The organism is Variovorax ginsengisoli, from assembly GCF_030486595.1.
In the GTDB taxonomy this organism is placed as follows: domain Bacteria; phylum Pseudomonadota; class Gammaproteobacteria; order Burkholderiales; family Burkholderiaceae_C; genus Variovorax; species Variovorax ginsengisoli_B.
The window spans coordinates 171,893-197,226 of the sequence record NZ_JAUJZH010000010.1 but is presented as its reverse complement, the minus strand read 5'-3'; the positions used below and the strand labels follow the sequence as shown (position 1 = coordinate 197,226).

Below are 25,334 nucleotides of genomic sequence, written 5' to 3'. Positions count from 1 at the left end.
CCCGTCTCGATTCACATGCCGGCGGCGCGCACAAAGGCCTCGATCGGCGCCAGATGCCCGGGCACGTTGAGCGCCGGCGCGTGGCCGCAGCCCGGCACCTCGATGATCTGCAGGCGGCCGGCGGCACCGGGGCCGCGGCTGCGCATCTCGGCCAGGGTCTCGGGCAGCACCAGGTCGGAGTCGACGCCGCGCAGGCACAAGACCGGCGCCTCGATCGCGTCGTAGTGCTGCCACACCAGATAGTCGTCCGGATGGGCTTCGAACTGCCGCACCATCGCCGGATCGTAGTGCGGCGTCACGCGGCCGTCGGGCAGGCGCCGGGTCGAGCTCTCGGTCAGGCGGCGCCACTGCGCGTCGCTGAGCCAGCCATAGGGCTTGTAGACGGTGCGGAAGAACTGCTCGAGTTCGACCACCGTATCGAAGGCCGGCGGATGGCCGGCATAGGAACGGATGCGCTCGACCGCTGCCGCGGCGATCTGCGGCGCGTTGTCGTTGAGCACCAGGCTCGCGATGCGCGGCTTCATCGTCGCCTCGAGCAGGCCCGACGCGCAGACCATGCCGATCGCGCCGCCCATCGAGGTGCCGATCCAGTGGACGCGCGCGAGCTTCAGCGCATCGAACAGCCCGAGCGCGAGCCGGCCGTAGAAGGACAGCTGGTAGTCCTCGTCCGGCGCCGGGCTCCACTGGCTCAGTCCGCGGCCGATGGTGTCGGGGCAGATCACGCGGAAGCCGCGCTCGGCGAAGTGCCGGGCCAGCTCGTCCATGTCGCGGCAGGTGCGCGCCAGCCCGTGCCAGGCCACCACCACCGGGCCATCGCGCGGGCCCCAGTCGAGCCAGTGGACCTCGCGGCCGGCGATCTGAAGGTAGTTCGAGCTTGGAGCGTTCATTTCAATGCCCTCGCGCGCAGGCGGCCGACGATGCCGGTCGGGAAGTAGTAGACAGAGAGTACGAACAGCACGCCCAGCCACAAGAGCCAGCGGTCGGGCGACAGCAGCGCCGCGAGCCAGCCGATGCCGCTCGCCGCCTCGCTGCCGATGCGCAGCAGATCCTGCAGGTAGCTCTGCGCGATCACGAACAGCACCGCGCCGACCACCGCGCCATAGATCGTGCCCATGCCGCCGATCACCACGATCAGCAGCACGTCGACCATGATCTCGAAGCTCAGCGAGGTGTCGGGCCCGTTGTAGCGCAGCCAGATGGCGAGCATCGCACCGGCCAGCGTCGCGAACAGCGCCGACAGCACCGAGGCCGTGGTGCGATAGACCACCACGCGGTAGCCGATCGCCTCGGCGCGGAACTCGTTCTCGCGGATCGCCTGCAGGACGCGGCCGAAGGGCGAATTCACGATCCGCAGCAGTGCCAGCACCAGCAGCACCGTGGCGACGAAGAGCAGGTAGTAGCACAGCAGCCGGCCGTCGAGCGAGACGCCGAGGAAGGGCTCTTCGGCAAACTCGAAGCTCGGCGAGATCAGCTCGGGCAGCTTGAAGGTCAGGCCATCCTCGCCGCCCGTGAAATCCGACATCTGCGAGGCCAGGGTCTGGAAGGCCGAGGCCACGGCCAGCGTGATCATGGCGAAGAAGATCGCCCGCACGCGCAGCGAGAACAGGCCGATCGCGAGCGACAGCACGAGCGAGATCGCAAGCGCGGCCCCGAGGCCGACCGCCACCGCGCCCCAGTTGGCGCCCAGCCGACTGGCCGAGATCGCGATGCCGTAGGCGCCGATGCCGAAGAACATCGTGTGCGCGAAGCTCACGATGCCGGTGTAGCCCAGCAGCAGGTCGAAGCTCGCGACCAGCACGATGAAGACCAGGATCTTGGCCGCCACGCTGAGCGCCTTGACGCCCGGGAACAGGAAGGGTGCGAAGGCCAGCGCCAGCACCAGGGCCGCGAGCAGCAAGGCCAGCAGGCGGCTGCGCGGCAGGTCGTTGGAAAGAAGTCGGGACAGCATGGGTTTCTCTTCAACGATTGGCCACCGGGTACACGCCCTGCGGACGCCACAGCAGCACCGCCACCATCAGAAAGATGCTGGCGAACTGGGTCAGCGTCGGCACGATGAAGCCGATGTAGTTGGTCATGAGGCCGACCAGCAAGGCGCCGATCAGGGCGCCGGCGGTCGAGCCGAGCCCGCCGATGATGATCACGATGAAGATCAGCACGTTGACTTGCGCGCCCATCTGCGGGATCAGGTTCTGCTGGAACAGCCCCCACATCACGCCGCCCAGGCCGGCCAGCGCGCTGCCGACCACGAAGACGCCGACGAACAGCCGGCCGATGCGGTAGCCCAGCGACTCGACCATCTCGCGGTCCTGCACGCCGGCGCGGATCAGGAGGCCGATCTTGGTGCGGCCCAGGGTCCAGGCCAGCAGGCCGAAGACGAAGGCGCCGATCACGACCGCGAGGATGCGGTACTTGCTGATCGCCGCGTCGCCAACCAGCAGCGAGCCGCGCAGGGCTTCGGGCAGCGGCAGCGGGATCTGCGCCGGCCCCCAGATGACCTTGATCAGCTCCTCGCCGATGATCATGCCGCCCATCGTGATCAGGATCTGCTTCAGGTGCTGGCCGTACACCGGCCGCACGATGAAGCGCTCGAAGGCCAGGCCGACCACGCCGGCCACCCCCATGGCGACCAGCATCGCGGGGAACACGGCCACCAGATTGCGCCACAGCTCGCCCGAGCCGGTCCAGTCGCCCATCAGGCCGAGCACGCTGCTGGCGACGAAGGCGCCGAGCGCGATGAACACGCCGTGGCCGAAGTTGAGCACGTCCATCAGGCCGAAGATCAGGGTCAGCCCGGAGGCGATGATGAAGATGATCATGCCCATCGCGAGGCCGGCCACCGTGAGCGTGAGCCAGGTCGAGACCGAGCCCGTAAGCGGCAGCGCCACCAGCGCGAGCACCGGCACCAGCAGAAGCGGCTTCCAGTCGAAGTCGGTATTTTTCATAGCGCGAGTCCCAGCAGGGATTGCTGCAGTCGTTCGTCGGCCGAGAACGCGGCCATGCTGCCGCTGTGCACCACGCGGCCGTTGTCCATCACGGCCACCTGGTCGCCCAGGCGCTGCGCGAAGCTGATGTTCTGCTCGACCAGCAGGATCGTCACGCCGCTGCGCTTGAGCTCGCCGAAGGCGTCGATCATGTTGTTGATGATGGCCGGCGCCAGGCCCTTGCTGGGCTCGTCGATGACCAGCAGCTCGCGCGGCTCGACGATCGCGCGCGACACCGCCAGCATCTGCTTCTGTCCACCCGAGAGCTTGCCCGCCGGGTGGTTCCAGAACTTCTCGACCGCCGGGAACAGCTTGAAGATCCACTTCAGGCGCGCGTCGTCCATCTGCTCGGCGTTCTTCGCCTTGCGGGCCGCCAGCAGCATGTTCTCCTTGACCGTGAGGTCCGAGAAGATGCCCATGTTCTCGGGCACGTAGGCGATGCCGAGCTCGGCGATCTGCGGCGTGCGCATCGCCGTGATGTCGGTGTCGCCGAAGCGCACGCTGCCCTGCGAGGCATGCCAAAGGCCCATCAGTGTGCGCAGCGTGGTGGTCTTGCCGGCGCCGTTGCGGCCCAGCAGCATCGTGAGCTGGCCGCGGGGCACGGCCAGGTCGACGCCGTGCAGGATGTGATACGCCCCGATGTGCGTGTGCACGCCCTTCATCTCGAGAAGATTCGTGTTCATGCGGCGGCCTCCTTCGCGACGCCCAGGTAGGCTTCCTGCACGATCGGCGAGGCGATCACTTCCGCCGGCTCGCCGTCGGCCACCAGTTGCCCGTTGTGCAGCACGATGATGCAGTCGGCCAGTTCGCGCACCACGTCCATCTTGTGCTCGACCAGCAGGATGGTCTTGCTCTTGTCCTGCTTGAGCTTGCGGATCAGGTCGAGGATCACCGGTGCCTCGGCCGCGTTCATGCCGGCCGTCGGTTCGTCGAACATGAAGACCTTGGGTTCGAGCGCCATCAGCAGCGCCACCTCGAGCTTGCGCTGGTCGCCGTGCGGCAGGCTGGCCACGGTCGCGTGCTCCTTCGACTTCAGCGCGACGTCGGCCAGGATCTGGTCGGCGCGCTCGGTCAAGGCGCGGTGGTCGCTCCAGATGCTCCACAGGTTGAGGCCGCGCCGATGCGCGCCCTCGCGCGTCGCCTGCACCGCGAGCCGCACGTTCTCGAGCACCGAGAGGTTCGGGAACAGGTTGGTCAGCTGGAACGCCCGGCCGAGCCCGGCCCGCGTGCGCGCCGAGGCCGGCAGGCCCGACAGCAGCTGGCCGTCGAGTGACACCGTGCCCGCGGACGCCTTGAGCTGCCCCGAGATCAGGTTGAAGTACGTGGTCTTGCCGGCCCCGTTGGGACCGACGATCGCAGTGAGCGTGCCCGGCGCGAACGCGCAGGAGACAGCATTCACCGCCACGTGTCCGCCGAAGCGGATGGTGAGATCAGTAGTTTCAAGCATGGAAATGGGGCTCCCCCCAGGTTGGCTCACTTCGTGTAGCCGCCCACCCCCTACCGGGGGCAACGCCTGCGGCCCGGCAAAGCCGGTTCCGCGGCATTTCCCGAATGGGCCGGGCTTCGCCGGCCGCGATCGCTTTCTTAGCGCTTGTTTTTGATGGGAATGTCCATCTCTTCAGGCTTGATTTCGTGCACCAGCTCCGGCACGCCCCAGGCGAAGGCCGGGTCGACCTTGATCTTGAAGTGGTACATCGATTGCATCGCCTGGTGGTCTTCCTTGCGGAAGGTCATCTTGCCCTTGGGCGTGTCGAAGCTCATGCCTTCCATCGCCGTGATCAGCTTGTTGGTGGCGGTGTCGCCGCCGGTCTTCTTGAGCGCGGTCACGATCGCCATCGCGGCCGAGAAGCCGCCGGCTGTGAAGAAGTCCGGCGGCGTCTTGAATTCCTTGTAGTGCATCGAGACCATGGCCTCGTTCACCGGATTCTTCGGAATTCCGAAGTAGTAGTAGGCCGCGCCTTCCATGCCCGGCAGCGCCTTGTAGGCGGCCATCGCAGGCAGGATGTTGCCGCCGGTCGCGATCTCGATGCCGTAGCGCTTCAGGTCGAGGTCGACGATCTTGAAGGGGTTGCCGGCACCGGCCCACACGATCCAGATGATCTTGCGGCCCGGCTGGTCCTTGAGCTTGTCGATCAGGCGCTGGGCGCCGGCCGTGAAGTCGGTGGTGGCCGGTGGCAGGTATTCCTCATGGACCAGCTTGGCCTTCTTCAGCGCGCTGCCGAAAGCCTTCACGCCGTCGCGGCCGAAGGCGTTGTCCTGGGCCAGCGTGGCGACCGTGACGCCGGCCTTGTCGACCGCGACCGCGTTCGAGATCGCGTCCTGCGAGCTGTTGCGGCCGGTGCGGAAGATGTACTTGTTCCACTTGTCGCCGGTGATCGAGTCGGCCACGGCGGGCTCGACCAGGAGGATCTTCTTGTATTCCTCGGCCACCGGCAGCATCGCCAGCGCCACGCCCGAAGAGGTCGGGCCGACTGCCAGTGCTGCCTTGTCGTCGGCATAGGCCGCGGCCAGCAGCGACTTGCCGAGATCGGGCTTGCCCTGGTCGTCCTTTTCGATGACCACGATCTTCTTGCCGTTGACGGTCATGGTGCCGCCGGTCGCGTAGTCCAGGCCCATCATCAGGCCGGTCTGGGTCTGCTTGCCGTAGGCTTCCAGCGGACCGGTCTTGCTGTAGATGTGGGCGATCTTGATCTCGTTGGACTGGGCCCAGGCCGGAGCGGCCAGGGCACCTGCGGCAGCCAGGGTGGCCAGCGCGACGAGGTAGCGACGTTGCATTCTTAGTCTCCTGAAGGTGATGGCTGAATATTGCACAGTTCGTGCCAGCCGCCATCACCTTGAAAACAAAGGACTTTCCCTTGGTTTTCGCCTGAAGCGCCCGGAATCAGGACAACTGTATTGTCCGAATTTCAGGCAATTGCATGTTTTCTATTCAGGGTTTTCCAGACGTTCATAGAGCGTCGCGCGCGAGATGCCGAGGAGCCTCGAGGTCGCGAGCTTGTTGCCGCCGGTCGCGGCCATGGCGGCGGCGATCGCGCGGCGTTCGAGTTCGGCCACCTGCTGTGCCAGCGGCCGCAGCAGCGCCGCGCCTTCGGCCGTATCGGCGGCGGCGCTCGGCAGCGGCTCGGGCGCCGCGATCTTTTCCTGCCCGGCCTCACGCAGGATGCGCTCGAGTTGCGCGGCGTCGATGCGCTGCGAGTCGCTGCGCATGGTCACCTGCTCCAGCACGTTGCGCAGTTCGCGGATGTTGCCGCGCCAGTGCTGCGCGGCCAGCAGCGCCAGCGCGTCGGGCGTGAGCTCGGGCGGCGCTTCGCCGCTGCGCAGCGCCATGTCCTCGCCGAGCGCCTCGACCAGCGCCGGGATGTCGGCGCGCCTTTCGCGCAGCGGCGGCACGCGCACCGGCAGCACGTTGAGGCGGTAGTACAGGTCTTCGCGGAAGCGACCTTCGCGCACCAGCGCCGCCAGATCGCGCGAGGTGGCGGCGATCACGCGGGCATCGAAGGGCACCAGCTTGTTCGAGCCCAGCGGCTCGATCTCGCCCTCTTGCAGGGCGCGCAGCAGCTTGGCCTGCAGGCCCAGCGGCATGTCGCCGATCTCGTCGAGGAACAGCGTGCCGCCGTCGGCCAGCTTGAACTTGCCCTCGCGCGCCTTGCGGTCGGCGCCGGTGTAGGCGCCCGGCGCGACGCCGAAGAACTCGGCTTCGAGCAGGGTGTCGGGCACGGCTGCGATGTTGACGCTGACGAACATCCCGCCGGCCCGCGCCGAGGCGGCATGGATCGCGTGGGCCAGCAGTTCCTTGCCGGTGCCGGTCTCGCCGAGCAGCAGCACCGGGCTCGATGACTGCGCCGCGCGCCGTGCGTGGCGCTTGACCTCGACCGCGGCCGGGCTGCTGCCGATGAAGCTGGCGAAGGTGTACTTGGAGCGCCGCTGGCCGTCGGCCGACTGCTGGTAGAGCGGATTGGCGCGCTGGCTCGCGAGCTCGCGCCGGGCATCGTCGAGGTCACGCTGCAGCAGCGCGAACTTGCTGATCAGCGGCTGCAGCGTGGTCTCGGGATGGTCGAAGAGCACGATGCCGATGGCGCCGATCACCTCGCCCGGCGTGGCGCCGGCATCGCCCTCGCGCTCCTCGCGCAGCGGGATCCGGCTGACCACGAAGGTGCCGGCCTTGTTGGTCAGCAGGTCGATCAGGATCGGCTCGCCGGTGTCGAGCACGCGGCGCATCTGCGTGTTCGGGATCACGTCCTCGACCAGATGGCCGAGGAACTGGTCGATCGACGAGAAACCCAGCGCCGGCAGGAAGCGCCGGTAGCCCTCGTTGACCCAGACGATGCGCCCGCCCCGGTCGACCAGGAACATGCCCTGGCTGATGCTGGAAAACAGATGGAACATCGAGCGCGCGGCGAGCGCGAGGATGCCTTCGGCATCGAGCGGCAGGGCGGGAGGTGCGGCGGCGGGTGGCATGGCGGAATCGTAGCGTGCATCCTTCCGACATCCGAATCGGACGATTCCGACTCGCCGAGTCGCTACCATCGATAGCCCTTTGAAAACGCGGTGCGCGACTACAGAGGCGCTCGAGGGGCCTTGCTATGCTGCGCCCCTTGCACGCACGGTCCACCGGCCGCCTGCCGACGCCCTGGCGCACCCCCCGTTCGCCAGCGCACGTCACCCCCTTTCTTGCGGAATCTCATGAGGAACTCCCGGCTCCCCGCGCTTTGTCTCGTCGCTCCCCTGCTGCTCGCCGCCTGCGCCGTTCCACGGCCGCCCGAGCAGGTCGCGGCGCCGACGCCGGCGCAGTGGCAGACGCCGCTGCCGACCGGCACCGCGGCCCTGCCGCATGGCGGCTCGATGCCGTCGCTGGCCGAGTGGTGGCGGCAGCTCGACGACCCGCTGCTGGTCGAGCTGATCGTCGCCGCCGAGGCCGCCAGCCCGACCGTGGCCAGCGCCCAGGCGCGCATCGGCGAAGCCCGCGCCGCGCGCGTCGCGGCCGGCGCAGCGCTGGTGCCCAATCTCAACGGCTCGCTGTCGGCCAGCCGCGGCAATTCGCCGACTTCCGGCTTCTCGACCGGCGCCACGGGCGGAACCAGCACCGACATCCCTCCGATCACCACCCAGCAGGCCGCCCTGCAGTCGAGCTGGGAGATCGACCTGTTCGGCGGCCTGCGCGCCAGCCGCGACGCCAGCCAGTCGCGCTATGCGGGCGCCGACGCCCGCTGGCACGACGCCCGCGTGTCGGTGGCCGCCGAGACCGCCAACGCCTACCTGGGCGAGCGTGCCTGCCGGCGCCAGCTCGTGGTGTCGACCTCGGATGCGCAATCGCGCGCCGAGACCGCGCGCCTGACCGAGCTGTCGGCGCGCGCCGGCTTCACGGCGCCCGCCGATGCCGCCTTGGCGCGCGCCAGCGCGGCCGAAGCCGCGGGGAGGCTGACGCAGCAGCGCGCGCTGTGCAGCGTGCAGCAGCAGGCGCTGGTGGCGCTGACCGGCATCGAGGGAACGGTACTGGCACCCAAGCTCGCAGCCGCCCCGATCGACGTCACGCTGCCCGCTGTGCAGGCGGTCTACAGCGTGCCGGCCCAGGCGCTGGCGCAGCGGCCGGACGTCTACGCGGCCGAGCTCGACGTCGCCATGGCGAGCGCCGAGGCCGGCGCGGCGCTGGCCCAGCGCTTTCCGAGCCTGACGCTGCAGGGCTCGATCGGCGTGCTGAAGGTGCGCGGCGGAAGGTTCAGCGAAACGCTGGACACCTGGACCCTGGGCCCCCTGGCGCTCACCGTACCGATCTTCGACGGCGGCACCCTGGCCGCCAACTATGACGCCGCCAAAGGCCGCTACGAAGAATCCGTGTCGCTGTACCGCGCCAACGTGCGACGCGCTGTGAGCGAGGTCGAGCAGGCGCTGATCAACCTGCAAAGCACCAGCGACCGCGCGGCCGACGCCGACACCGCGGTGCAGAACTACCAGATCTCCTTCGACGCCACCCAGGCCCGCTTCAACACCGGACTGGCCAGCCTGTTCGACCTGGAGGATGCGCGGCGCACGCTGTTCGTCTCGCAGACCGCCCGCGTCGCGCTGCAGCGCGAACGCGCCGAAGCCTGGGTCTCGCTCTACCGCGCCATGGGCGGCGGCTGGACACGACCCGAAGCCCTCGCCTCCACGGCCTCCGCCTCCGCCCCGTCGCCATGAAAAGAATGAAGCGTTCCACCCTCCTCGCCGTGCTGGCTGCCGCGCTGGTCCTTGTCGCCGGCGCCTTCTGGCTGCTGCGCGGCAAGCCTGCCGCCACGCCCGAGAAAAAGCCCGAGGCCGCAGCCCGGCCGTCGCTGACCGTCACGGTCGCCAAGCCCGAGAACAGCGAACTCAGCGTCACACTGGCGGCCAACGGCAACGTCGCCGCCTGGCAGGAGGCCAGCATCGGCTCCGAATCGACCGGCCTCAAGCTCGCCGAGGTGCGGGTCAATGTCGGCGACGTGGTCAAGAAAGGCCAGGTGCTCGCCACCTTCTCGGCCGAGTCGGTGCAGGCCGACGTGGCACAGGCCAAGGCCTCGCTGGCCGAGGCCCGCGCCACCGCCGCCGACGCCACCGGCACCGCGGCGCGGGCGCGCACGCTGCAGGCCACCGGCGCCATGAGCCAGCAGCAGATCAACCAATACCAGACCGCCGAGCAGACCGCCAAGGCGCGGGTCGAAGCCGCCGAGGCGGTGCTCGCCGCCCAGCAGGTGCGCGGGCGCAACACGCAGGTGCTGGCGCCCGACGACGGCGTGATCTCGGCGCGCACCGCCACGGTCGGCAGCGTGGTCAGTGCCGGCACCGAGCTGTTCCGCATGGTGCGGCAGGGCCGGCTCGAATGGCGCGCCGAGGTCACCTCCTCCGAACTCGGCCGGATCGCGGTCGGCACGCCGGCCGTGATCACCAGCGCCAGCGGCGCCACCGTCAGCGGCAAGGTCCGCAGCATCGCGCCGACGGTCGATCCGCAGACCCGCAATGCGCTGGTCTACGTCGACATCCCGAACGTGCTGCAGAACACCGGCCTCAAGGCCGGCATGTTCGCGCGCGGCGATTTCCAGCTCGGCCGCACCAGCGCGCTGACGGTGCCGCAGGCCTCGGTGGTGCCGCGCGACGGCTTCAACTACCTGTTGCTGCTGCAGCCCGACAACCGGGTCGCCCAGCTCAAGGTCGAGACCGGCCGCCGGGTCGGCGACCGGGTCGAGATCACGACGGCGCTGCCGGGCGACGCCCGCGTGGTGGTCCAGGGTGCCGGCTTCCTGAACGACGGCGACCTGGTGCGCGTGGTCGAGACGCCCGCGGCCGCCGCCAAGCCCGCGGCCGAAGCCGCAGCCAAGTGAAGGAGCAGCGATCTTGAACGTCTCGGCCTGGTCCATCCGCAACCCGATCCCGGCGGTGATGCTGTTCGTGCTGCTGACCTTCGCGGGTCTCTTGTCCTTCAACGCCATGAAGGTCCAGAACTTCCCGGACATCGACCTGCCGACCGTCACGGTGTCGGCCGCGCTGCCGGGCGCCGCGCCCTCGCAGCTCGAGAACGATGTCGCGCGCAAGCTCGAGAACTCGATCGCCACCATCCAGGGCCTGAAGCACATCACGACCAAGGTGCAGGACGGCGCGGCCACGCTGATCGTCGAGTTCCGGCTCGAGAAGCCGGTCCAGGAAGCGGTCGACGACGTGCGCTCGGCGGTGCAGCGGGTGCGCGCCGACCTCCCGGCCGACGTCCGCGACCCGGTGGTCACCAAGCTCGACTTCGCGGCCCAGCCGGTGCTGGCCTTCACGATCGCGTCATCGAAGATGGACGACGAGGCGCTGTCCTGGTTCGTCGACAACGACGTCACCAAGAAGCTGCTGGCGCTGCCCGGCGTCGGCGCGGTGAACCGGGTCGGCGGCGTCACCCGCCAGGTGCATGTCGACCTCGATCCGGCCAAGCTGCAGGCGCTGGGCGCCACCGCGGCCGACATCTCGCGCCAGCTGCGGCTGGTACAGACAGAGAGCGCGGGTGGCCGCACCGACGTCGGCGGCAGCGAGCAGCCGGTGCGCACGCTGGCCACGGTGCAGTCGGCCGACCAACTGGCCGACATGCAGATCGCGCTGACCGACGGCCGCCGCATCCGGCTCGACGAGTTGGCCCGCATCAGCGACACCATCGCCGAGCCGCGCGCCGCGGCGCTGCTCGACGGCCGGCCGGTGGTCGGCTTCGAGGTGGCGCGCAGCCGCGGCGCCAGCGAGGTCGAGGTCGGCGCCGCGATCCAGAAGGCGCTGGCCGAGATGCGCCTGCAGCACCCCGACATCCAGCTCACCGAGGCCTTCAATTTCGTCGCCCCGGTCGAGGAGGAATACGAAGGCTCGCTGCACCTGCTCTACGAGGGCGCGATCCTGGCCGTAATCGTGGTCTGGCTGTTCCTGCGCGACTGGCGCGCGACCTTCATTTCCGCGGTGGCACTCCCGATGTCGGTGATCCCGGCCTTCGTGGGCATGTACCTGCTGGGCTTCTCGATCAACGTGGTGTCGCTGCTGGCGCTGTCGCTGGTGGTCGGGATCCTGGTCGACGATGCGATCGTGGAGGTCGAGAACATCGTGCGTCACCTGCGGATGGGCAAGTCGCCCTACCAGGCCGCGATGGAAGCCGCCGACGAGATCGGCCTGGCCGTGATCGCCACCACCTTCACCCTGATCGCGGTGTTCCTTCCGACCGCCTTCATGAGCGGCGTGGCCGGCAAGTTCTTCAAGCAGTTCGGCTGGACCGCCTCGCTCGCGGTGTTCGCATCCCTGGTGGTGGCCCGGGTGCTGACGCCGATGATGGCGGCCTACATCCTGAAGCCGATCGTCCACGCCGAGAAAGAGCCGCGCTGGCTCAGGATCTACATGCGGATGGCCGAGTGGTGCCTGAAACATCGCTTCACGACGATGGTGCTGGCCACCCTCTTCTTCTTCGGCTCGGTGGCGATGATCCCGCTGCTCAAGACCGGCTTCATCCCGCCCGACGACAACTCGCAGACCCAGGTCTACCTGTCGCTCGCGCCCGGCGCCACCTTGGCCCAGACCACGGCCACCGCCGAGGAAACGCGCCGGCGCCTGATGGCGATCGACCATGTGCGCAGCGTCTACACCACGGTCGGCGGCGGCAGCGCCGGCGGCGACCCCTTCGCCAACTTCGGCACCCCCGAGACCCGCAAGGCGACACTCACGATCCAGCTCGACCCGCGCGGCGACCGGCCACGCAAGCAGGTGATCGAGAACCGCATTCGGGCCGCGCTCGAGACCCTGCCCGGCGTGCGCAGCACCGTGGGCCTCGGCGGCTCGGGCGAGAAATACATCCTGGCGCTGAGCGGCGACGACCCGAACGCGCTGACCACCGCCGCGCGCGCGGTGGAACGCGACCTGCGCACCATTCCCGGCCTCGGCAACATCACCTCGACCGCCAGCCTGATCCGGCCCGAGATCGCGGTCAGGCCCGACTTCGCGCGCGCCGCCGACCTCGGCGTCACGAGTTCGGCGATCGCCGAGACGCTGCGGGTCGCCACGCTCGGCGACTACGACCAGAACCTGCCCAAGCTCAACCTGGCGCAGCGGCAGGTGCCGATCGTGGTCAAGCTGGAGAATTCGGCGCGGCAGAACCTGGCGCTGCTCGAACGGCTCGCGGTGCCCGGCACGCGCGGCCCGGTCATGCTGGGCCAGGTGGCGGCGCTCACGATGGAAGGCGGCCCGGCCGTGATCGATCGCTACGACCGCTCGCGCAACGTCAATTTCGAGATCGAGCTGTCGGGCGTCGGCCTCGGCGACGCCAAGGACGCGGCGATGAAGCTGCCCTCGATCCGCAGCCTGCCGCCCGGCGTGCGGGTGGCCGAGGTCGGCGACGCCGAGGTCATGACCGAGCTGTTCGCGAGCTTCGGCCTGGCCATGCTGACCGGCGTGCTGTGCATCTACATCGTGCTGGTGCTGCTGTTCAAGGACTTCCTGCACCCGATCACGATCCTTTGCGCGCTGCCGCTGGCGCTCGGCGGCGCCTTCGTCGGCCTGCTGATCGGCCAGAAGGCGCTGTCGATGCCTTCGCTGATCGGTCTCATCATGCTGATGGGCATTGCGACCAAGAACTCGATCCTGCTGGTCGAGTACGCGATCGTGGCGCGCCGCGACCACGGCATGAGCCGCTGGGACGCCCTGCGCGACGCCTGTCACAAGCGGGCCCGGCCGATCATCATGACCACGCTGGCGATGGGCGCGGGCATGCTGCCGATCGCGATCGGTCTCGGCGCCGCCGATTCCAGCTTCCGCTCGCCGATGGCGATGGCCGTGATCGGCGGGCTGATCACTTCCACCGTGCTGAGCCTGCTGGTGGTGCCGGCGGTGTTCACCTACGTCGACGACGTCGAGGGCTGGATCAAGCGCACCGCGCGACGCCTGCGCGGCCAGCCGCCGGCGGCCGAAGCAGGCCCGGACGCGGCCCACGGCGCCGGATAGACTAGCCCCGTCACTCGACGGAGCCACACCATGACTCGACCCGTTTCCCGTGCCGCACTGTGCGGCGTCCTGCTGGCCAGCGCCTTCTGCGCCCACGCGCAGACCGCGACCGATCTGCAGCATGCCCAGGAGCGCCACCAACGCCAGCTGGCCGTCTGCAACAGCGGCAAGCTGCCGGCACCCGAGCGCGAAGCCTGCGTGCGCGACGCCGGCGCGGCACTGGACCGCGCGCGCGGCGGACCGCCGGCCAACGTCACGACGCGCACACCCGACCGGCGCGCCACGGTGGTCACGCCGGCCGGCCAGCCGGTGCCGGGCGCGACCGAAACGGTCCGCTCGCGCCGCTCCACCACCGTGGTGCCGGCCGACGCCCCCGCTCGCTGAGCCCCGCCCGCACGACGCCGGTCCGCCCGCCGCACGCCAAGCCGCATAATCGCGCCCATGTCCGCACTCCGCCGCGCCCGCCTCCTCGCCAGCTTCGTGCTGGCGTGGTTCGCGCTGTCGCTCGGTGTCGCGGTGGCCTCTCCGCTGGTCCAGCCGAAGCCGATGGAAATCGTCTGCTCGGCCGCCGGCGCCACCATGCTGGTGGTCATGACCGACGACGGCGCGCAGGCGCCCGCCGCCGGCCACCTCGACTGCCCGCTGTGCCTGCCGGCCGGTGCACCGCCGCCGGCCTTGCCGCTGGCGCAATTGCCGACGGTGCAGCCCCTGGGCCATGCGGTCCAGTCGATCCCGGCCGCGCGCATCGCCGCGGCCACCGCCGCCCCGCTGCCGGCGCGCGGACCTCCTCTCTCCTGAGCTTGCTCCAGCCCTGACGCACACGGCGCATGGAAGGCGCCGCGCTGTGCGTTTCCGCAATGCGCAGGCAGCCGACGGCTGCCGAGGAGATCCTTCCATGAACAAGACCCTGCTGTCGCTCGCGTTGAGCGCGGCTTTTCCCTGGTCGACCCTGCCGGCGTCGGCCCAGGAGCGGCCGGCATCGCGTGCCGCCGACGAGGCCCCCGAGCGCACGCGCTCACTCGGCGTCGTCACCGTGACCGGCGGCCAGCCGACCTCGCTGCCGACCCAGATCCCGACCACCATCGAGGGCATCACCCGCGAGGAGATCGAGACCCGCATCAACGCCACCGACAGCGAGGACGCGCTCAAGTACCTGCCCAGCCTGCTGGTGCGCAAGCGCTACATCGGCGACTACAACCACGCCATCCTGTCGACCCGCGCCTCGGGCACCGGCAACAGCGCCCGCTCGGCGGTCTATGCCGACGGCATCCTGCTGTCGAACTACCTCGGCAACGGCATCGCCAACGGCAGCAACTACGCGCCGCGCTGGGGCCTCGTCACGCCCGAGGAGATCGAGCGGGTCGACGTGATGTACGGCCCCTTCTCGGCCGCCTACCCCGGCAACTCGGCCGGCGCGGTGGTCGACTACGTGACCCGCATGCCCTCGCAGCTCGAGGCCCACGTCAAGATGGGCTACCAGTCGCAGCCCAACGACCTCTACAACACGCGCCAGACCTTCAACAGCTGGCAGACCAGCGCCTCGCTCGGCAGCCGCAGCGGCGATTGGTCGTGGTTCATCGACCTGAGCCGGGGCGACAGCCAGGGCCAGCCGCTGACCTTCACGACCGCGACCGTGGCCTCGGGCACGCCCGGGCGCGCCGGCACCCCGGTGGTGGGCTTCGTGCCGGGCCTCAACACCACCAACACGCCGTGGTACATCCTGGGCACCGGCACCCAGTACCACACGCTCCAGGACCACGCCAAGCTCAAGCTGGCCTACGATTTCTCGCCCACCGTGACCGCCACCTACACGCTGGGCTGGTGGCAGAACAGCTCCGAAGGCCGGCCGGAGAGCTACCTGAGCAATGCCCAGGGCCAGCCGGTCTACACCGGGCTGGTCAACATCCTCGGACGCAGCTTCACGCTCGGGCCGACGGCGTTTCCGCTCACCAACGACGAACAGACCCACTACATGCACGGCCTCTCGGTCAAGAGCAACACCCAGGGCGAGTGGGACTGGGAGGTGGCCGCCAGCCTCTACGACTATTCGAAGGATCAGCAGCGCGCGCCCACGGTGGCGCTGCCGCTGGCGGCCATCGGCGGCGCCGGCACCCTGCAGGACCAGGGTGGCTCCACGGGCTGGAACACGCTGACGGCCAAGGGCACCTGGCGGCCGCAGGGGGTGGGCGGTGCCCACATCGTTGACTTCGGCGTCGAGCGCGATGCCTACAAGCTCGGCATCCTCAAGACCAATGTGATCGGCAACTGGCTCTACGGCCCTTCCGGCACGCTGGTCAGCAACGTCGGCGGCAACACCGAGACCATTGCCGGATGGGCGCAGGACAGCTGGTCCTTCGCGCCGAAGTGGAAGGCCGTGCTGGGCTTGCGATGGGAAGACTGGCAAGCCAGCAACGGCTTCACCGCCACCGCGACCAGCGTCCTGCCCTACCCGTCGCGCAGCGAATCGGACGCCTCGCCGAAAGCGGCGCTGGCCTACCAGTGGGCCGACGACACGGTGCTCAAGGCCTCGCTCGGCCGGGCGGTGCGCTACCCGACCGTGGGCGAGCTGTATGGCGCCACCACCGGCGGCGCGCTGTCTTTCATCAACAACCCCTTCCTCAAGCCCGAGAAATCGTGGACCAGCGAGCTGAGCGCCGAGAAGGACCTCGGCAACGGCCTGGCCCGCGCCACGCTGTTCCACGAGACCACCGACGACGCGCTCTACAGCCAGCTGATCCCGAACACGAGCATCTCGCGGGTGGAGAACATCGCCAAGGTACGCACCACCGGCTTCGAGCTGTCCTACACCGGGCAAAACGTCTGGATGCGCGGCCTCGACATGGGCGCCAGCCTCACCTATGCCGACTCGAAGATCGTCTCGAACCCGTTGTTCCCGGCCAGCGTCGGCAAGTGGCAGCCGCGGGTTCCGCAATGGCGCTCCACCGTCTACGCGACCTACAGGCCCGACGCCCGCTGGGCCTTCACCGCGGCCGCGCGCTACAGCGGCAAGCAGTACTCGACCCTCGACAACAGCGACGTCAACGGCTTCGCCTACTTCGGCGCCAGCAAGTACTTCACGGTCGATCTGCGGGCACGCTTTCAGATCGACAGGCAATGGTCGGCCGCCTTCGGTGTCGACAATGCCAACAACTACCAGTACTGGAACTTCCACCCCTACCCGCAGCGCACGTATTCTGCCGAGTTGCGCTGGGATTACTGAGACCTTGCGGGGCAGACCAAGAAACTGCGAAGCAGTTTTTGCTCTGTCCTCAACTGACTAAAGGAGCCACCCAATGACCCACACCACCCCCCTCCGCACCCTCGCCGCCTGCGCCGCACTCTGCAGCAGCGCCGCCATGGCCCACGTCACCCTGCCCGCCGGCGGCGCCGCGGCCGGCAGCGAATACGACGCTGCCTTCCGCGTCGGCCATGCCTGCACCGACGCCAAGGCCACCACCGGCGTGCGGGTCCAGCTGCCCCAGGGCTTCACGCTGATCCAGGCCCAGCCGCGCCAGGGCTGGACCCTGGCCGCCACGCCGGGCGAGGTGTCCTGGAAGGCCGACTCGGCGCAGACCGCATTGCCGGGCGCCGAGCGGGCCGAATTCATCGTCCGCGGCAAGCTCACCGACAAGCCCGGCCCGCTCTACTTCAAGGTCCTGCAGAGCTGCGACGTCGGCAGCGCCGACTGGGCCCAGGTGCCGGCCGCCGGATCGACCGAGAAGCTGGCCCTGCCGGCGGCCCGCCTCGACGTGCTGCCGGCCGGCGTGGCCGCGGTCGACGTGCGTGACGCCTGGGTCCGCCAGGCGGTGCCCGGCCAGAGCGGCACCGGCGCCTTCATGAAGCTCATGGCGCCCTCGGGGGCCCGGCTGGTCGGCGCCTCGACGCCCGCGGCGGGGGTGGCCGAAGTGCACGAGATGAAGATGGAAGGCGACACCATGAAGATGCGCGAAGTCACCGGCGGCCTCGAACTGCCGCCGCGGCAGACCGTGGAGCTCAAGGCCAGCGGCCTGCACGTGATGCTGATGGACCTGAAGCAGCCGATCGCCAAGGGCGGCAGCATCCCGCTCACCCTGCGCTTCGAGGACGCCAAGGGTGTCAAGAGTTCGCTCCAGGTCGACGTCCCGGTCGGTGCACCGGCCGGCGCTGCGACAGAATCGCACGGCCACATGCACAACTGACTGCCCATGCAAAGCCTGCCGCTCTCCACCGTCCTGTCGCTCTCCAATGCACAGATCGCGATCGAGGCGGCGGCGACGCTGGCATTTGCGATATCGGGACTGATCGAGGCCGCGCGCAAGCGGCTCGACGCGGTCGGCGTGGTCATGGTGGCCGGCCTCGCGGCCTTCGGCGGCGGCACCCTGCGCGATGTGCTGCTCGACCGCCGGCCCTTCTTCTGGGTCGAGCATGCGGGCTGGCTGTGGCTGCTGCTGGCGCTGTGCATGGCGGCGATGCTGTTCCTGCGCGATCGCCATTTCGCGCTCACCGAGCGCGCGATGCAGTGGCCCGACGCGCTCGGCCTGGGCCTCTTCACCGCCACCGGCACGCAGATCGCGCTCGGCGCCTCGATGCCGCCGATCGTGGCCGTGCTGATGGGCATGATGACCGCGGTGTTCGGCGGCGTGCTGCGCGACATCGTCTGCAACGAGATCCCGCGCGCCTTCAGCGACCATCAGCCGTACGCGATCTGCTCTTTCGCGGGCGCCTGGGTCATCGTCGGCGCCGACGCCCTGCAGGCGCCCGATTGGGTCGGACTGACCGCTGCTGCCGCGACCGCGATCGTCTTGCGTCTCGGGGCGCTCTGGACCGGCTGGAAGCTGCCGGCCTGGCGCTCGAACGACTAGGGACCGCCCTCCCGCGCAGGTCAGTCGAAGCCCCGGACTTCGGCCACCAGTCCCGCCAGCCGCGCCACGTCAGGCACCACCAGCGCCTTGCCGTCCTTGGCGAGCACGCCCTCGCGGCGCAGCGCGTTGAGCTCCCGCGTGACCTGTTCGCGGTTGGTGCTGATCCGCCCGGCCAGTTCGGCATGGGTCGGCATCGGCTCCAGCCGCGCGCGGTTGTCGACCACACCGGCCAGTTGGGCGAGCCGCAGCAGTTCGGCGTGCACCCGGTTCTGGACCCCGAGCGTGCTCAGATCGATGACCCGGTCCGACAGCTGCCGCACCAGCGCCGCCAGGCCGCGCATCACGCGCTCGGCGACCATCGGCTCGTCGCGCAGCAGTTCGAGGAACGCAGTGCGGTCCAGGCTGGCCACCACGGCGGGCGTGAGCGTCACGACGTCCGCCGAGCGCGGCTGGCCGTCGATCGCCGCGATGTCGCCGAAATGCTCGCCCGCCTGCGGATCGCGAAAAGTGACCTGCCGGCCATTGGCCGCGTAGGAGGTCACGCGCAGGGCGCCCGAGACCACGAAGTAGACCTCGCTCTTCTGCTCGGAACGCATCAGCACCGGTGTCGCGGCCGGCAGGCTCTTCCATTGGCAGCGCTGCGCCAGCTGCTCCAGCCGTTCGGCCGACAGGCCTTGCAGCAGCGCGATGTGCTGCAGGCCGAGAGTGGAACGTTGGAGCGCCATGGCGGACCTCCCAGCGGCATCGGGCGGATTGAGAAACGAGGTGCCAAAACGCACAGCCCCCAAGGCCCGGAGCCGTCACAGTCACGCCCTGTGATGGCCGCGATGTCCGCGACTGCACGTCCAAGCCTTCGGGAGATTTCATCATGAATGCCAGGCAAGTTCTCGGTGTCTCCGTCCTCGCGCTGGCCGGTGCGACCGCCTTTGCCCAGACGGTCCCGGCCGAGCAGTGGGTCGGAGCGCCCATCACGACCACGGGCGGCGCCTACAGCCGTTCGGCCGTCACGGCCGACATGGCGGCGAGCCGGTCGATGATGAGTGCGCCGCAGGAGTATCGCGTCGGCCCCGCCGATCCCGCGACCGGCGCGATGAGCCGGGTCGAGGTCGCCGCCGATACGAATCTCTGGATCCGCTCCGGCATGAGCCAGGTCGCCAACCGGGACAGCTTCGACCCGTCGAGCCCGGCCTACCGGGCCCAGATGGCGGCCTATCAGCGCATGCGCAGCGGCCCGGAATTCATGGCCGAAATGCAGCGCCTGCAGGGCGCCAGGATGCAGCAGACCGCGACCGCCCCGTCCGACGCGGGCTCGGCCGCGAACTGAGCGCCGCGGCCTCAGGCGGCTGCGGCGGCGCGCCGCTCGCTCAGCCGCTTGGCCACGCGCGGCAGGATCATCACCGCCAGCACGATGATCACCAGCACGATCGACATCGGGCGCTGGAAGAACACCGTCGCGCTGCCCTCGCCGATCGACATCGCGTTGCGCAGCTGCGCTTCGGCCAGCGGCCCGAGGATCATGCCGACGACCACCGGCGCGGTCGGGAAGTCGTAGCGCCGCATCACGACGCCGAGCACGCCGATGACATACAGCAGCACCAGGTCGAAGGCGCTCTGGCGCATGCCGTAGGCACCGACCGTGGCGAAGATCAGGATGCCCGCGTAAAGCTGCGGCTTCGGTATCTTGAGCAGCTTGACCCACAGCCCGACCATCGGCAGGTTCAGGACCAGCAGCATCACGTTGCCGATGTAGAGCGAGGCGATCAGCGCCCAGACCAGCGCGGCCGACGTCGTGAACAACTGCGGCCCCGGCTGGATGCCGTAGTTCTGAAAGGCGCCGAGCAGGATGGCGGTGGTGTTCGAGGTCGGGATGCCGAGCGTCAGCAGCGGAATCAGCGCCGCCGTCACGGTGGCGTTGTTGGCAGCCTCGGGGCCGGCCACGCCTTCGATCGCGCCGCTGGTGCCGAACTCGGCCTTGGCATCCGAATCCTTGGCCAGCTTCTTTTCGGTCGCGTAGCTCAGGAAGGTCGGGATCTCGGTGCCACCGGCCGGGATGCAGCCGAAGGGCGTGCCGATCGCGGTGCCCCGCAGCCAGGCAGGGATCGAGCGCTTCCAGTCGCGCGCAGTCATGTGGACGCGGCTGAGCTTGTTCTGCCCTTCGACCACCTTGCCCTCGTAGAGCACGGCGTATAGCACCTCGGCGACCGCGAACAGGCCGACCGCGACCAGCACGATCTCGATGCCGTCGAGCAACTCGGGGATGCCGCCCGTGTAGCGGCCCTGGCCCGAGATCTGGTCGAGTCCGATACATCCGGCCGCCAGGCCGATGAACAGCGCCGTCATGCCGCGCAGCGTGCTCTTGCCGAGCACCGCGCTCACGGTGGTGAAGGCCAGCAGCATCAGCAGGAAATACTCGGGCGGGCCGAGCTTGACCGCGAAGTCGGCCACGAAGGGCGCGAACAGCGTGACGATCACGGTGGCGATGGTGCCGGCGACGAAGGAGCCGATCGCCGCCGTGGCGAGCGCCGCCCCGGCGCGCCCGCTCTTGGCCATCTTGTTGCCCTCCATGGCGGTCACCATGCTGGCGGTCTCGCCGGGCGTGTTGAGCAGGATCGAGGTGGTCGAGCCGCCGTACATCGCCCCGTAGTAGATCCCCGAGAAGAAGATCATCGAGGCCGTGACGTCGACCTTGCCGGTGATCGGCAGCAGCATCGCGACGGCGACCGCCGGGCCGATGCCGGGCAGCACGCCGACCGCCGTGCCCAGGGCGCAGCCGACCAGGCACCAGAGAAGGTTCGCGGGCGTGATCGCCAGCGCGAAGCCGTGCATCAATGCGTTGAAGATATCCATGTCAGATCCAGCCCGTGGCGGTCAGGCCCGGCAGGTTGATCGCCAGGAACTTGGTGAACGTCCAGAAGACCGGCGCCGCGATCAGCAGGCCGGTCACGAGGTCGATGATCCAGGTGCGCGGCAAGTTGACGCCGCCTTGCCCGCTGGCGCGGCGCAGGCCCTGCACCGCGAGCAGATAGCACAGGGTGCAGCTCAGGATGAAGCCGATGCTGGTGATCAGCGCCGCGTTGAGCAGCAAGCCCGCCGAGACCCAGATGAAACCGGCCCAGTAGGCCTTGGTGGCGCCCGAAGGCTGGTCCATTTCGCGGAAGCCGCCGGTGCGTGACTCCCAGACGATCCAGCCGCCGCAGATGGTCAGCGCGATCGACACCAGCCAGGGCAGGAAGTTGGGCCCGACACCGCCGTAGCCGGCCTCGGACGAAATGCCGATGGCACCGAAGGCGAGCGCCAGCCCGGTGACGAGAACCCCGGCGCCGACCAGCGTCTGCGGCCACAAAGGCGGGGGTGAATGGGGGAGTGAGTCGATGTTGGACATTCTTCTGGACCTCGCTGGGGGCGGAAAAAGGGCGCAGGCCGATCGACGGCCTGCGCCCGTTGCCGTGCCGATCAGGCGTTCAAACCATGCCCGACTTGACCATGGTCGCGCGCAGGCTCGCGAACTCGTCGTCGACGAACTTGGCGAAGGCCTCGCCGGACAGCACTGCCGGCGTCCAGTCGTTCTTCTTGAGCGCCTCGCCCCAGGTCGGCGTCTTGAGCGCCGCCAGCACCATGTCGGTCAGCGCCTTGCGCTGCTCGGGCGTGATGCCGGGCGCGCCGTAGACGCCGCGCCAGTTGCCGATCTCGACGTCGATTCCCTGCTCCTTGAGCGTCGGCACGTTGATGCCCGTCAGCCGCTGGGCCGAGGTCACCGCGATGGCGCGCATCTTGCCAGCATTGATGTACTCGGCGAATTCGCTGAAGCCGCTGCCGCCGACCGTGACATTGCCGCCCAGGATCGCCGCCGTCGCCTCGCCGCCGCCACGGAACGCGACGTAGTTGATCTTCGAGGGATCGACGCCGACCTTCTGCGCGATCATGGCCGCGGCGATGTGCTCGGTGGAGCCGCGCGAGCCGCCGCCCCACTTGACGCTGCCCGGGTCCTTCTTGAGCTGCTCGACCACGTCCTTCATGGTCTTCAGGGGCGAGCTGGCGGGCAGCACGAAGACGTTGTATTCGCTCGTGATGCGGGCGATCGGCGTCGCCTGCGACAGGCTCACCGGCGGCTTGCCGGTAATGATGCCGCCCAGCATCACGGCGCCCATGATCATCATCGCGTTCGGGTCGCCCTTGGAACCGTTGACGAACTGGGCCAGGCCCAGTGCGCCGGCGGCGCCGCCCTTGTTGTCGAAGGTCACGGTGTCGGCCAGCTTGGCATCGGTCAGGGCCTTGCCCAGCGCCCGCCCGGTGGTGTCCCAGCCGCCGCCCGGATTGGCGGGGATCATCATCTTGACGTTGGGAGCGGCCCAGGCCGACAGCGGCAGGGCACCGGTGGCGGCCAGGGCGGCCAGTGACTTCAGAAAGGTATCGCGACGCATGCGGGTCTCCTTGGATTTTGGCAAGCTGAGTAGAAGCTGACGCCGCTATGATGCGCCGCCCTGCTGTCAGTTGGCTGTCCTTCGGACTGGGGTAAACACCGAAAATCGCGCCATGAAGCTGCTGCTAGTCGAAGACGATCCGTCGATGCAAACCACCTTGCAGCGCACGCTCGGGCGGCGCCACATCGACGTCCGGATCTGCGGCGACGGCGCTCAGGCGCTGGCCCAGTGGCGGGCGCTCGAACCCGACGTGGTGGCGCTCGACCTCAGCCTGCCCGGGCTCGACGGCCTGCAGGTGCTGGCCCAGGCGCGCGCCGCCGGGCTGCGCACGCCGGTGCTGCTGCTCACCGCCCGCGGCACGGTCGGCGACCGCATCGTCGGCCTCAACGCCGGGGCCGACGACTACCTGCCCAAGCCCTTCGACCTCGACGAACTCGAGGCCCGCATCCGGGCGCTCAAGCGGCGTCACCAGGGCGCCGAGGCGACGGCGCGCCTGCCGGAAGTCGGGGGCCTGCGCTACGAACCCGACAGCGGCGCCATCTACCACCGCGCCGAGGTGCTCGAACTGACGCCGCGCGAACTGGCGCTGCTGAAAGCGCTGATGGCCAAGCCCGGCCACGCGGTCAGCAAGGAGCGCCTGTTCGAGCTGGTGTTTCCGGGCGAGGCCGACGTGCAGTACGAAGCCATCGAGGTCGTGGTCTACCGGCTGCGCAAGAAGCTCGCCGCCACCGGCGCGACGCTGATGACGCTGCGCGGCCTGGGCTACCTGCTGCGCGAAGACGCGTGATGCGGGCCACCTCGCTGCGCGCCCGGCTGCTCATGGGCATCCTGGGGCCGATCGCCGTGTTCATCCTCATCAACAGCGTGAGCCTCTACCGGCAGAGCCTGGCTGCCGCCACGACCGCCTACGACCGCACGCTGCTGGCCTCGGCCAAGACCATCGGCGAGCAGCTCGACGTCGAAGGCTACGACGAGGCGGCCACGCTGCGCGCCATCGTCCCCTACTCCGCCCTCGAGGCCTTCGAGGCCGACAACCAGAGCCGGATGTACTACCGGGTCTCGGCGCTGGACGGCCAGCTGGTCTCGGGCTTCGAGGAACTGCCCTTCTGGCGTGGCAAGCTGCCGAACCGCCCGCCCTATGCCGCGCTGGTCGACTTCTACGACGCCGAGTTCCGCGCCATGCCGGTGCGCGTCGCCGTGCTGCTGCAGCCGATCGCCAGCGGCCGCGGACGCGCGATGGCCGTGGTGCAGGTGGCGGAGACGCTGGAGTTGCGCGAAACGCTGGCGCGCAAGCTGCTGGTCGACATGTTATGGCGCCAGCTGGTGCTGATGGGGGTGATCGCCGCGGTCACGGTCGTCGTGGTGCAGCGCGCCACCCGCCCGGTGCGCGCGCTGGGCGAGGCGATCCAGGCCCGCGCCGCCGACGACCTGTCGCCGATAGACGCCCCCGACGCGCCGCGCGAGCTGCGCCCGCTGATCGACGCCACGACCCAGGTCATGGGCCGCCTGCAGCGCCTGCTCGACCACCAGAAGCGCTTCGTGCGGGACAGCGCGCACCAGCTGCGCACGCCGCTCGCGGTGCTCAAGGCGCAGGTGCAGTCGGCCCGCCGCGGCGACGTCCCGCCCGACCAGGCGCTGGGCGAGATCAGCGAGACCGTCGAGCGCGCGACCGCGCTGGCCAACCAGATGCTGTCGCTGGCAAAGGTCGAGCAGCTGCGCCAGCAGCCCGAGTCGGTCACCCTGGACCTGGCCGACGCGGTGCGCGCGGTGGCGCTCGACCTGTCGCCGCTGGTCGCCGACAAGGCGCTCGACTTCGAGCTCTCGACGGATTCGGCGCCGGTGCCGGTGCGCGCCCATCTCTGGATGCTGCAGGAGCTCGCGCGCAACCTGCTGCACAACGCCATCAAGCACAGCCCGCGCGCGGCGGCGCTGACGGTGCGGGTTCATGCCGAAGGCGAGCTGGCGCTGCTGCAGGTCAGCGACCAAGGCCGCGGCATCTCCGACGCGCTGCGCCAGCGGCTGTTCGCGCCGTTCGCGGCCGGCGACGTGGGCAGCGGCTCCGGCCTGGGGCTGGCGATCTGCCGCGAGATCGTGCTGGCCCTGGGCGGCACCATCGCGCTGGACAACCGCGAGGCCGGCGGCCGGACCGTCGGGCTGGACGCCGTCGTGCGAATCCCGCTGGCGCGCGACAATCGCTGAACTCATGGACCGACTTCGAATCGACAAATGGCTCTGGGCGGCGCGCTTCTTCAAGACGCGCTCGCTGGCCGCCGACGAGATCGGCAAGAACCGCGTGCAGGTCAACGGCGATGTCGCCAAGGCCTCGCGCGAGGTCAAGGTGGGCGACACGGTCAGCTTGCGTCTCGGCAGCCTGTCGCGGGTGGTCTGGGTGCGCGGCATCAGCGGCCAGCGCGGCCCGGCCCCGGTGGCCCAGCAGCTCTACGAAGAAACTCCCGAGAGCCTGGCGGCCCAGGCGGCGGCACGCGAGCAGCGCCGGCTCGGCAGCGAACCGGCGTTGAGCATCGAGCAGGGCCGCCCCACCAAGCGCGACCGGCGTGACCTCGACGGCGCCCGGCGCGCCGACTGGGACAGCCGCTGGAGCGCCTCCATCGATCCCGACGACGAGACCTGAAAGACCC

Annotated in this window: 23 protein-coding genes; 12 read left to right on the top strand and 11 right to left on the bottom strand. The window is 69.5% G+C overall.

Features of this window, described 5'->3' with window-relative positions; genetic code table 11:
* Positions 1–11 precede the first annotated feature (11 nt).
* The 7 genes from QZH52_RS16200 to QZH52_RS16170 all read right to left on the bottom strand — a co-directional run bounded on the left by QZH52_RS16200 (position 12) and on the right by QZH52_RS16170 (position 7,439).
* Entirely contained in the window at positions 12–887 is an 876-nt protein-coding gene (locus tag QZH52_RS16200) for an alpha/beta fold hydrolase (RefSeq protein WP_301810838.1), read from the bottom strand.
* Complete coding sequence (locus tag QZH52_RS16195; protein ID WP_301810836.1) at positions 884–1,948, bottom strand: branched-chain amino acid ABC transporter permease; 1,065 nt, start codon at positions 1,946–1,948, stop codon at positions 884–886. The genes QZH52_RS16200 and QZH52_RS16195 overlap by 4 nt, the downstream gene beginning before the upstream one ends.
* 10 nt (positions 1,949–1,958) lie before the next feature.
* The gene (locus QZH52_RS16190; protein WP_301810834.1) at positions 1,959–2,942 is read right to left on the bottom strand and encodes a branched-chain amino acid ABC transporter permease; all 984 of its coding nucleotides are present in this window, start codon (positions 2,940–2,942) and stop codon (positions 1,959–1,961) included.
* The gene (locus QZH52_RS16185; RefSeq protein WP_301810833.1) at positions 2,939–3,664 is read right to left on the bottom strand and encodes an ABC transporter ATP-binding protein; all 726 of its coding nucleotides are present in this window, start codon (positions 3,662–3,664) and stop codon (positions 2,939–2,941) included. Before QZH52_RS16185 ends, QZH52_RS16190 begins: the two co-directional genes overlap by 4 nt.
* The gene (locus tag QZH52_RS16180; RefSeq protein WP_301810831.1) at positions 3,661–4,428 is read right to left on the bottom strand and encodes an ABC transporter ATP-binding protein; all 768 of its coding nucleotides are present in this window, start codon (positions 4,426–4,428) and stop codon (positions 3,661–3,663) included. Before QZH52_RS16180 ends, QZH52_RS16185 begins: the two co-directional genes overlap by 4 nt.
* Before the next feature lie 137 nt (positions 4,429–4,565).
* Positions 4,566–5,756 carry a substrate-binding domain-containing protein gene (locus tag QZH52_RS16175; protein ID WP_301810829.1) on the bottom strand — a complete coding sequence of 397 codons (1,191 nt, stop codon included), beginning with the start codon at positions 5,754–5,756 and terminating at the stop codon, positions 4,566–4,568.
* Positions 5,757–5,906: 150 nt separating this feature from the next.
* Positions 5,907–7,439: a sigma-54 interaction domain-containing protein gene (locus QZH52_RS16170; protein ID WP_301810826.1), complete on the bottom strand. Its 1,533-nt coding sequence runs from the start codon at positions 7,437–7,439 to the stop codon at positions 5,907–5,909.
* A 225-nt stretch (positions 7,440–7,664) separates the two neighbouring features.
* On the opposite strand from QZH52_RS16170, the gene QZH52_RS16165 reads away from it, so the two are divergent.
* From QZH52_RS16165 to QZH52_RS16130, 8 genes are all read left to right on the top strand, one after another.
* Positions 7,665–9,155 (top strand): efflux transporter outer membrane subunit, encoded by a 1,491-nt coding sequence (locus QZH52_RS16165; RefSeq protein ID WP_301810824.1) that lies wholly within the window; start codon positions 7,665–7,667, stop codon positions 9,153–9,155.
* The gene (locus QZH52_RS16160) at positions 9,152–10,312 is read left to right on the top strand and encodes an efflux RND transporter periplasmic adaptor subunit (RefSeq protein ID WP_301810822.1); all 1,161 of its coding nucleotides are present in this window, start codon (positions 9,152–9,154) and stop codon (positions 10,310–10,312) included. The genes QZH52_RS16165 and QZH52_RS16160 overlap by 4 nt, the downstream gene beginning before the upstream one ends.
* 13 nt (positions 10,313–10,325) lie before the next feature.
* A complete protein-coding gene (locus QZH52_RS16155) occupies positions 10,326–13,433 on the top strand; it encodes an efflux RND transporter permease subunit (protein WP_301810821.1) in 3,108 nt (1,035 codons plus the stop codon).
* Positions 13,434–13,463: 30 nt separating this feature from the next.
* Positions 13,464–13,817 (top strand): hypothetical protein, encoded by a 354-nt coding sequence (locus QZH52_RS16150; protein ID WP_301810818.1) that lies wholly within the window; start codon positions 13,464–13,466, stop codon positions 13,815–13,817.
* 57 nt (positions 13,818–13,874) lie between these two features.
* Positions 13,875–14,231: a DUF2946 family protein gene (locus QZH52_RS16145; protein ID WP_301810816.1), complete on the top strand. Its 357-nt coding sequence runs from the start codon at positions 13,875–13,877 to the stop codon at positions 14,229–14,231.
* Between the two features lie 97 nt (positions 14,232–14,328).
* Positions 14,329–16,653, top strand: a complete 2,325-nt coding sequence (locus tag QZH52_RS16140; RefSeq protein WP_301810814.1) for a TonB-dependent receptor — start codon at positions 14,329–14,331, stop codon at positions 16,651–16,653.
* Positions 16,654–16,726: 73 nt separating this feature from the next.
* On the top strand, positions 16,727–17,611 hold the full coding sequence (locus QZH52_RS16135; RefSeq protein WP_301810813.1) for a copper chaperone PCu(A)C domain-containing protein: 885 nt from the start codon (positions 16,727–16,729) through the stop codon (positions 17,609–17,611).
* A 6-nt stretch (positions 17,612–17,617) separates the two neighbouring features.
* On the top strand, positions 17,618–18,274 hold the full coding sequence (locus QZH52_RS16130) for a trimeric intracellular cation channel family protein (protein WP_301810811.1): 657 nt from the start codon (positions 17,618–17,620) through the stop codon (positions 18,272–18,274).
* Positions 18,275–18,294: 20 nt separating this feature from the next.
* Here QZH52_RS16130 and QZH52_RS16125 read toward each other — a convergent pair whose 3' ends face one another.
* A complete protein-coding gene (locus QZH52_RS16125) occupies positions 18,295–18,999 on the bottom strand; it encodes a Crp/Fnr family transcriptional regulator (protein ID WP_301810808.1) in 705 nt (234 codons plus the stop codon).
* A 143-nt stretch (positions 19,000–19,142) separates the two neighbouring features.
* On the opposite strand from QZH52_RS16125, the gene QZH52_RS16120 reads away from it, so the two are divergent.
* Positions 19,143–19,598 carry a hypothetical protein gene (locus QZH52_RS16120; protein ID WP_301810805.1) on the top strand — a complete coding sequence of 152 codons (456 nt, stop codon included), beginning with the start codon at positions 19,143–19,145 and terminating at the stop codon, positions 19,596–19,598.
* Between the two features lie 11 nt (positions 19,599–19,609).
* On the opposite strand, the gene QZH52_RS16115 is transcribed toward QZH52_RS16120, so the two are convergent.
* The 3 genes from QZH52_RS16115 to QZH52_RS16105 all read right to left on the bottom strand — a co-directional run bounded on the left by QZH52_RS16115 (position 19,610) and on the right by QZH52_RS16105 (position 22,695).
* Positions 19,610–21,121 (bottom strand): tripartite tricarboxylate transporter permease, encoded by a 1,512-nt coding sequence (locus tag QZH52_RS16115; RefSeq protein ID WP_301810803.1) that lies wholly within the window; start codon positions 21,119–21,121, stop codon positions 19,610–19,612.
* 1 nt (position 21,122) lies between these two features.
* On the bottom strand, positions 21,123–21,656 hold the full coding sequence (locus QZH52_RS16110; RefSeq protein WP_301810801.1) for a tripartite tricarboxylate transporter TctB family protein: 534 nt from the start codon (positions 21,654–21,656) through the stop codon (positions 21,123–21,125).
* A gap of 79 nt (positions 21,657–21,735) precedes the next feature.
* Entirely contained in the window at positions 21,736–22,695 is a 960-nt protein-coding gene (locus QZH52_RS16105; protein WP_301810800.1) for a Bug family tripartite tricarboxylate transporter substrate binding protein, read from the bottom strand.
* 112 nt (positions 22,696–22,807) lie between these two features.
* Here QZH52_RS16105 and QZH52_RS16100 point away from each other — a divergent pair, with 112 nt between their 5' ends.
* From QZH52_RS16100 to QZH52_RS16090, 3 genes are read left to right on the top strand one after another with little or no spacing between them, the layout of a single operon-like run.
* On the top strand, positions 22,808–23,482 hold the full coding sequence (locus QZH52_RS16100) for a response regulator transcription factor (RefSeq protein WP_301810798.1): 675 nt from the start codon (positions 22,808–22,810) through the stop codon (positions 23,480–23,482).
* A complete protein-coding gene (locus tag QZH52_RS16095; RefSeq protein WP_301810795.1) occupies positions 23,479–24,894 on the top strand; it encodes a sensor histidine kinase in 1,416 nt (471 codons plus the stop codon). The genes QZH52_RS16100 and QZH52_RS16095 overlap by 4 nt, the downstream gene beginning before the upstream one ends.
* Positions 24,895–24,898: 4 nt before the next feature.
* Positions 24,899–25,327 carry an RNA-binding S4 domain-containing protein gene (locus tag QZH52_RS16090; RefSeq protein WP_286522528.1) on the top strand — a complete coding sequence of 143 codons (429 nt, stop codon included), beginning with the start codon at positions 24,899–24,901 and terminating at the stop codon, positions 25,325–25,327.
* Positions 25,328–25,334: the final 7 nt, after the last annotated feature.

Coding starts and splice junctions, on each gene's coding strand:
- QZH52_RS16185 (WP_301810833.1), bottom strand. CDS start 3,664: ATGAACACGAATCTTCTCGAGATGAAGGGCGTGCACACGCACATCGGG.
- QZH52_RS16110 (WP_301810801.1), bottom strand. CDS start 21,656: ATGTCCAACATCGACTCACTCCCCCATTCACCCCCGCCTTTGTGGCCG.
- QZH52_RS16200 (WP_301810838.1), bottom strand. CDS start 887: ATGAACGCTCCAAGCTCGAACTACCTTCAGATCGCCGGCCGCGAGGTC.
- QZH52_RS16150 (WP_301810818.1), top strand. CDS start 13,464: ATGACTCGACCCGTTTCCCGTGCCGCACTGTGCGGCGTCCTGCTGGCC.
- QZH52_RS16165 (WP_301810824.1), top strand. CDS start 7,665: ATGAGGAACTCCCGGCTCCCCGCGCTTTGTCTCGTCGCTCCCCTGCTG.
- QZH52_RS16105 (WP_301810800.1), bottom strand. CDS start 22,695: ATGCGTCGCGATACCTTTCTGAAGTCACTGGCCGCCCTGGCCGCCACC.
- QZH52_RS16130 (WP_301810811.1), top strand. CDS start 17,618: ATGCAAAGCCTGCCGCTCTCCACCGTCCTGTCGCTCTCCAATGCACAG.
- QZH52_RS16090 (WP_286522528.1), top strand. CDS start 24,899: ATGGACCGACTTCGAATCGACAAATGGCTCTGGGCGGCGCGCTTCTTC.
- QZH52_RS16125 (WP_301810808.1), bottom strand. CDS start 18,999: ATGGCGCTCCAACGTTCCACTCTCGGCCTGCAGCACATCGCGCTGCTG.
- QZH52_RS16170 (WP_301810826.1), bottom strand. CDS start 7,439: ATGCCACCCGCCGCCGCACCTCCCGCCCTGCCGCTCGATGCCGAAGGC.
- QZH52_RS16100 (WP_301810798.1), top strand. CDS start 22,808: ATGAAGCTGCTGCTAGTCGAAGACGATCCGTCGATGCAAACCACCTTG.
- QZH52_RS16120 (WP_301810805.1), top strand. CDS start 19,143: ATGAATGCCAGGCAAGTTCTCGGTGTCTCCGTCCTCGCGCTGGCCGGT.
- QZH52_RS16115 (WP_301810803.1), bottom strand. CDS start 21,121: ATGGATATCTTCAACGCATTGATGCACGGCTTCGCGCTGGCGATCACG.
- QZH52_RS16190 (WP_301810834.1), bottom strand. CDS start 2,942: ATGAAAAATACCGACTTCGACTGGAAGCCGCTTCTGCTGGTGCCGGTG.
- QZH52_RS16145 (WP_301810816.1), top strand. CDS start 13,875: ATGTCCGCACTCCGCCGCGCCCGCCTCCTCGCCAGCTTCGTGCTGGCG.
- QZH52_RS16135 (WP_301810813.1), top strand. CDS start 16,727: ATGACCCACACCACCCCCCTCCGCACCCTCGCCGCCTGCGCCGCACTC.
- QZH52_RS16160 (WP_301810822.1), top strand. CDS start 9,152: ATGAAAAGAATGAAGCGTTCCACCCTCCTCGCCGTGCTGGCTGCCGCG.
- QZH52_RS16175 (WP_301810829.1), bottom strand. CDS start 5,756: ATGCAACGTCGCTACCTCGTCGCGCTGGCCACCCTGGCTGCCGCAGGT.
- QZH52_RS16140 (WP_301810814.1), top strand. CDS start 14,329: ATGAACAAGACCCTGCTGTCGCTCGCGTTGAGCGCGGCTTTTCCCTGG.
- QZH52_RS16195 (WP_301810836.1), bottom strand. CDS start 1,948: ATGCTGTCCCGACTTCTTTCCAACGACCTGCCGCGCAGCCGCCTGCTG.
- QZH52_RS16180 (WP_301810831.1), bottom strand. CDS start 4,428: ATGCTTGAAACTACTGATCTCACCATCCGCTTCGGCGGACACGTGGCG.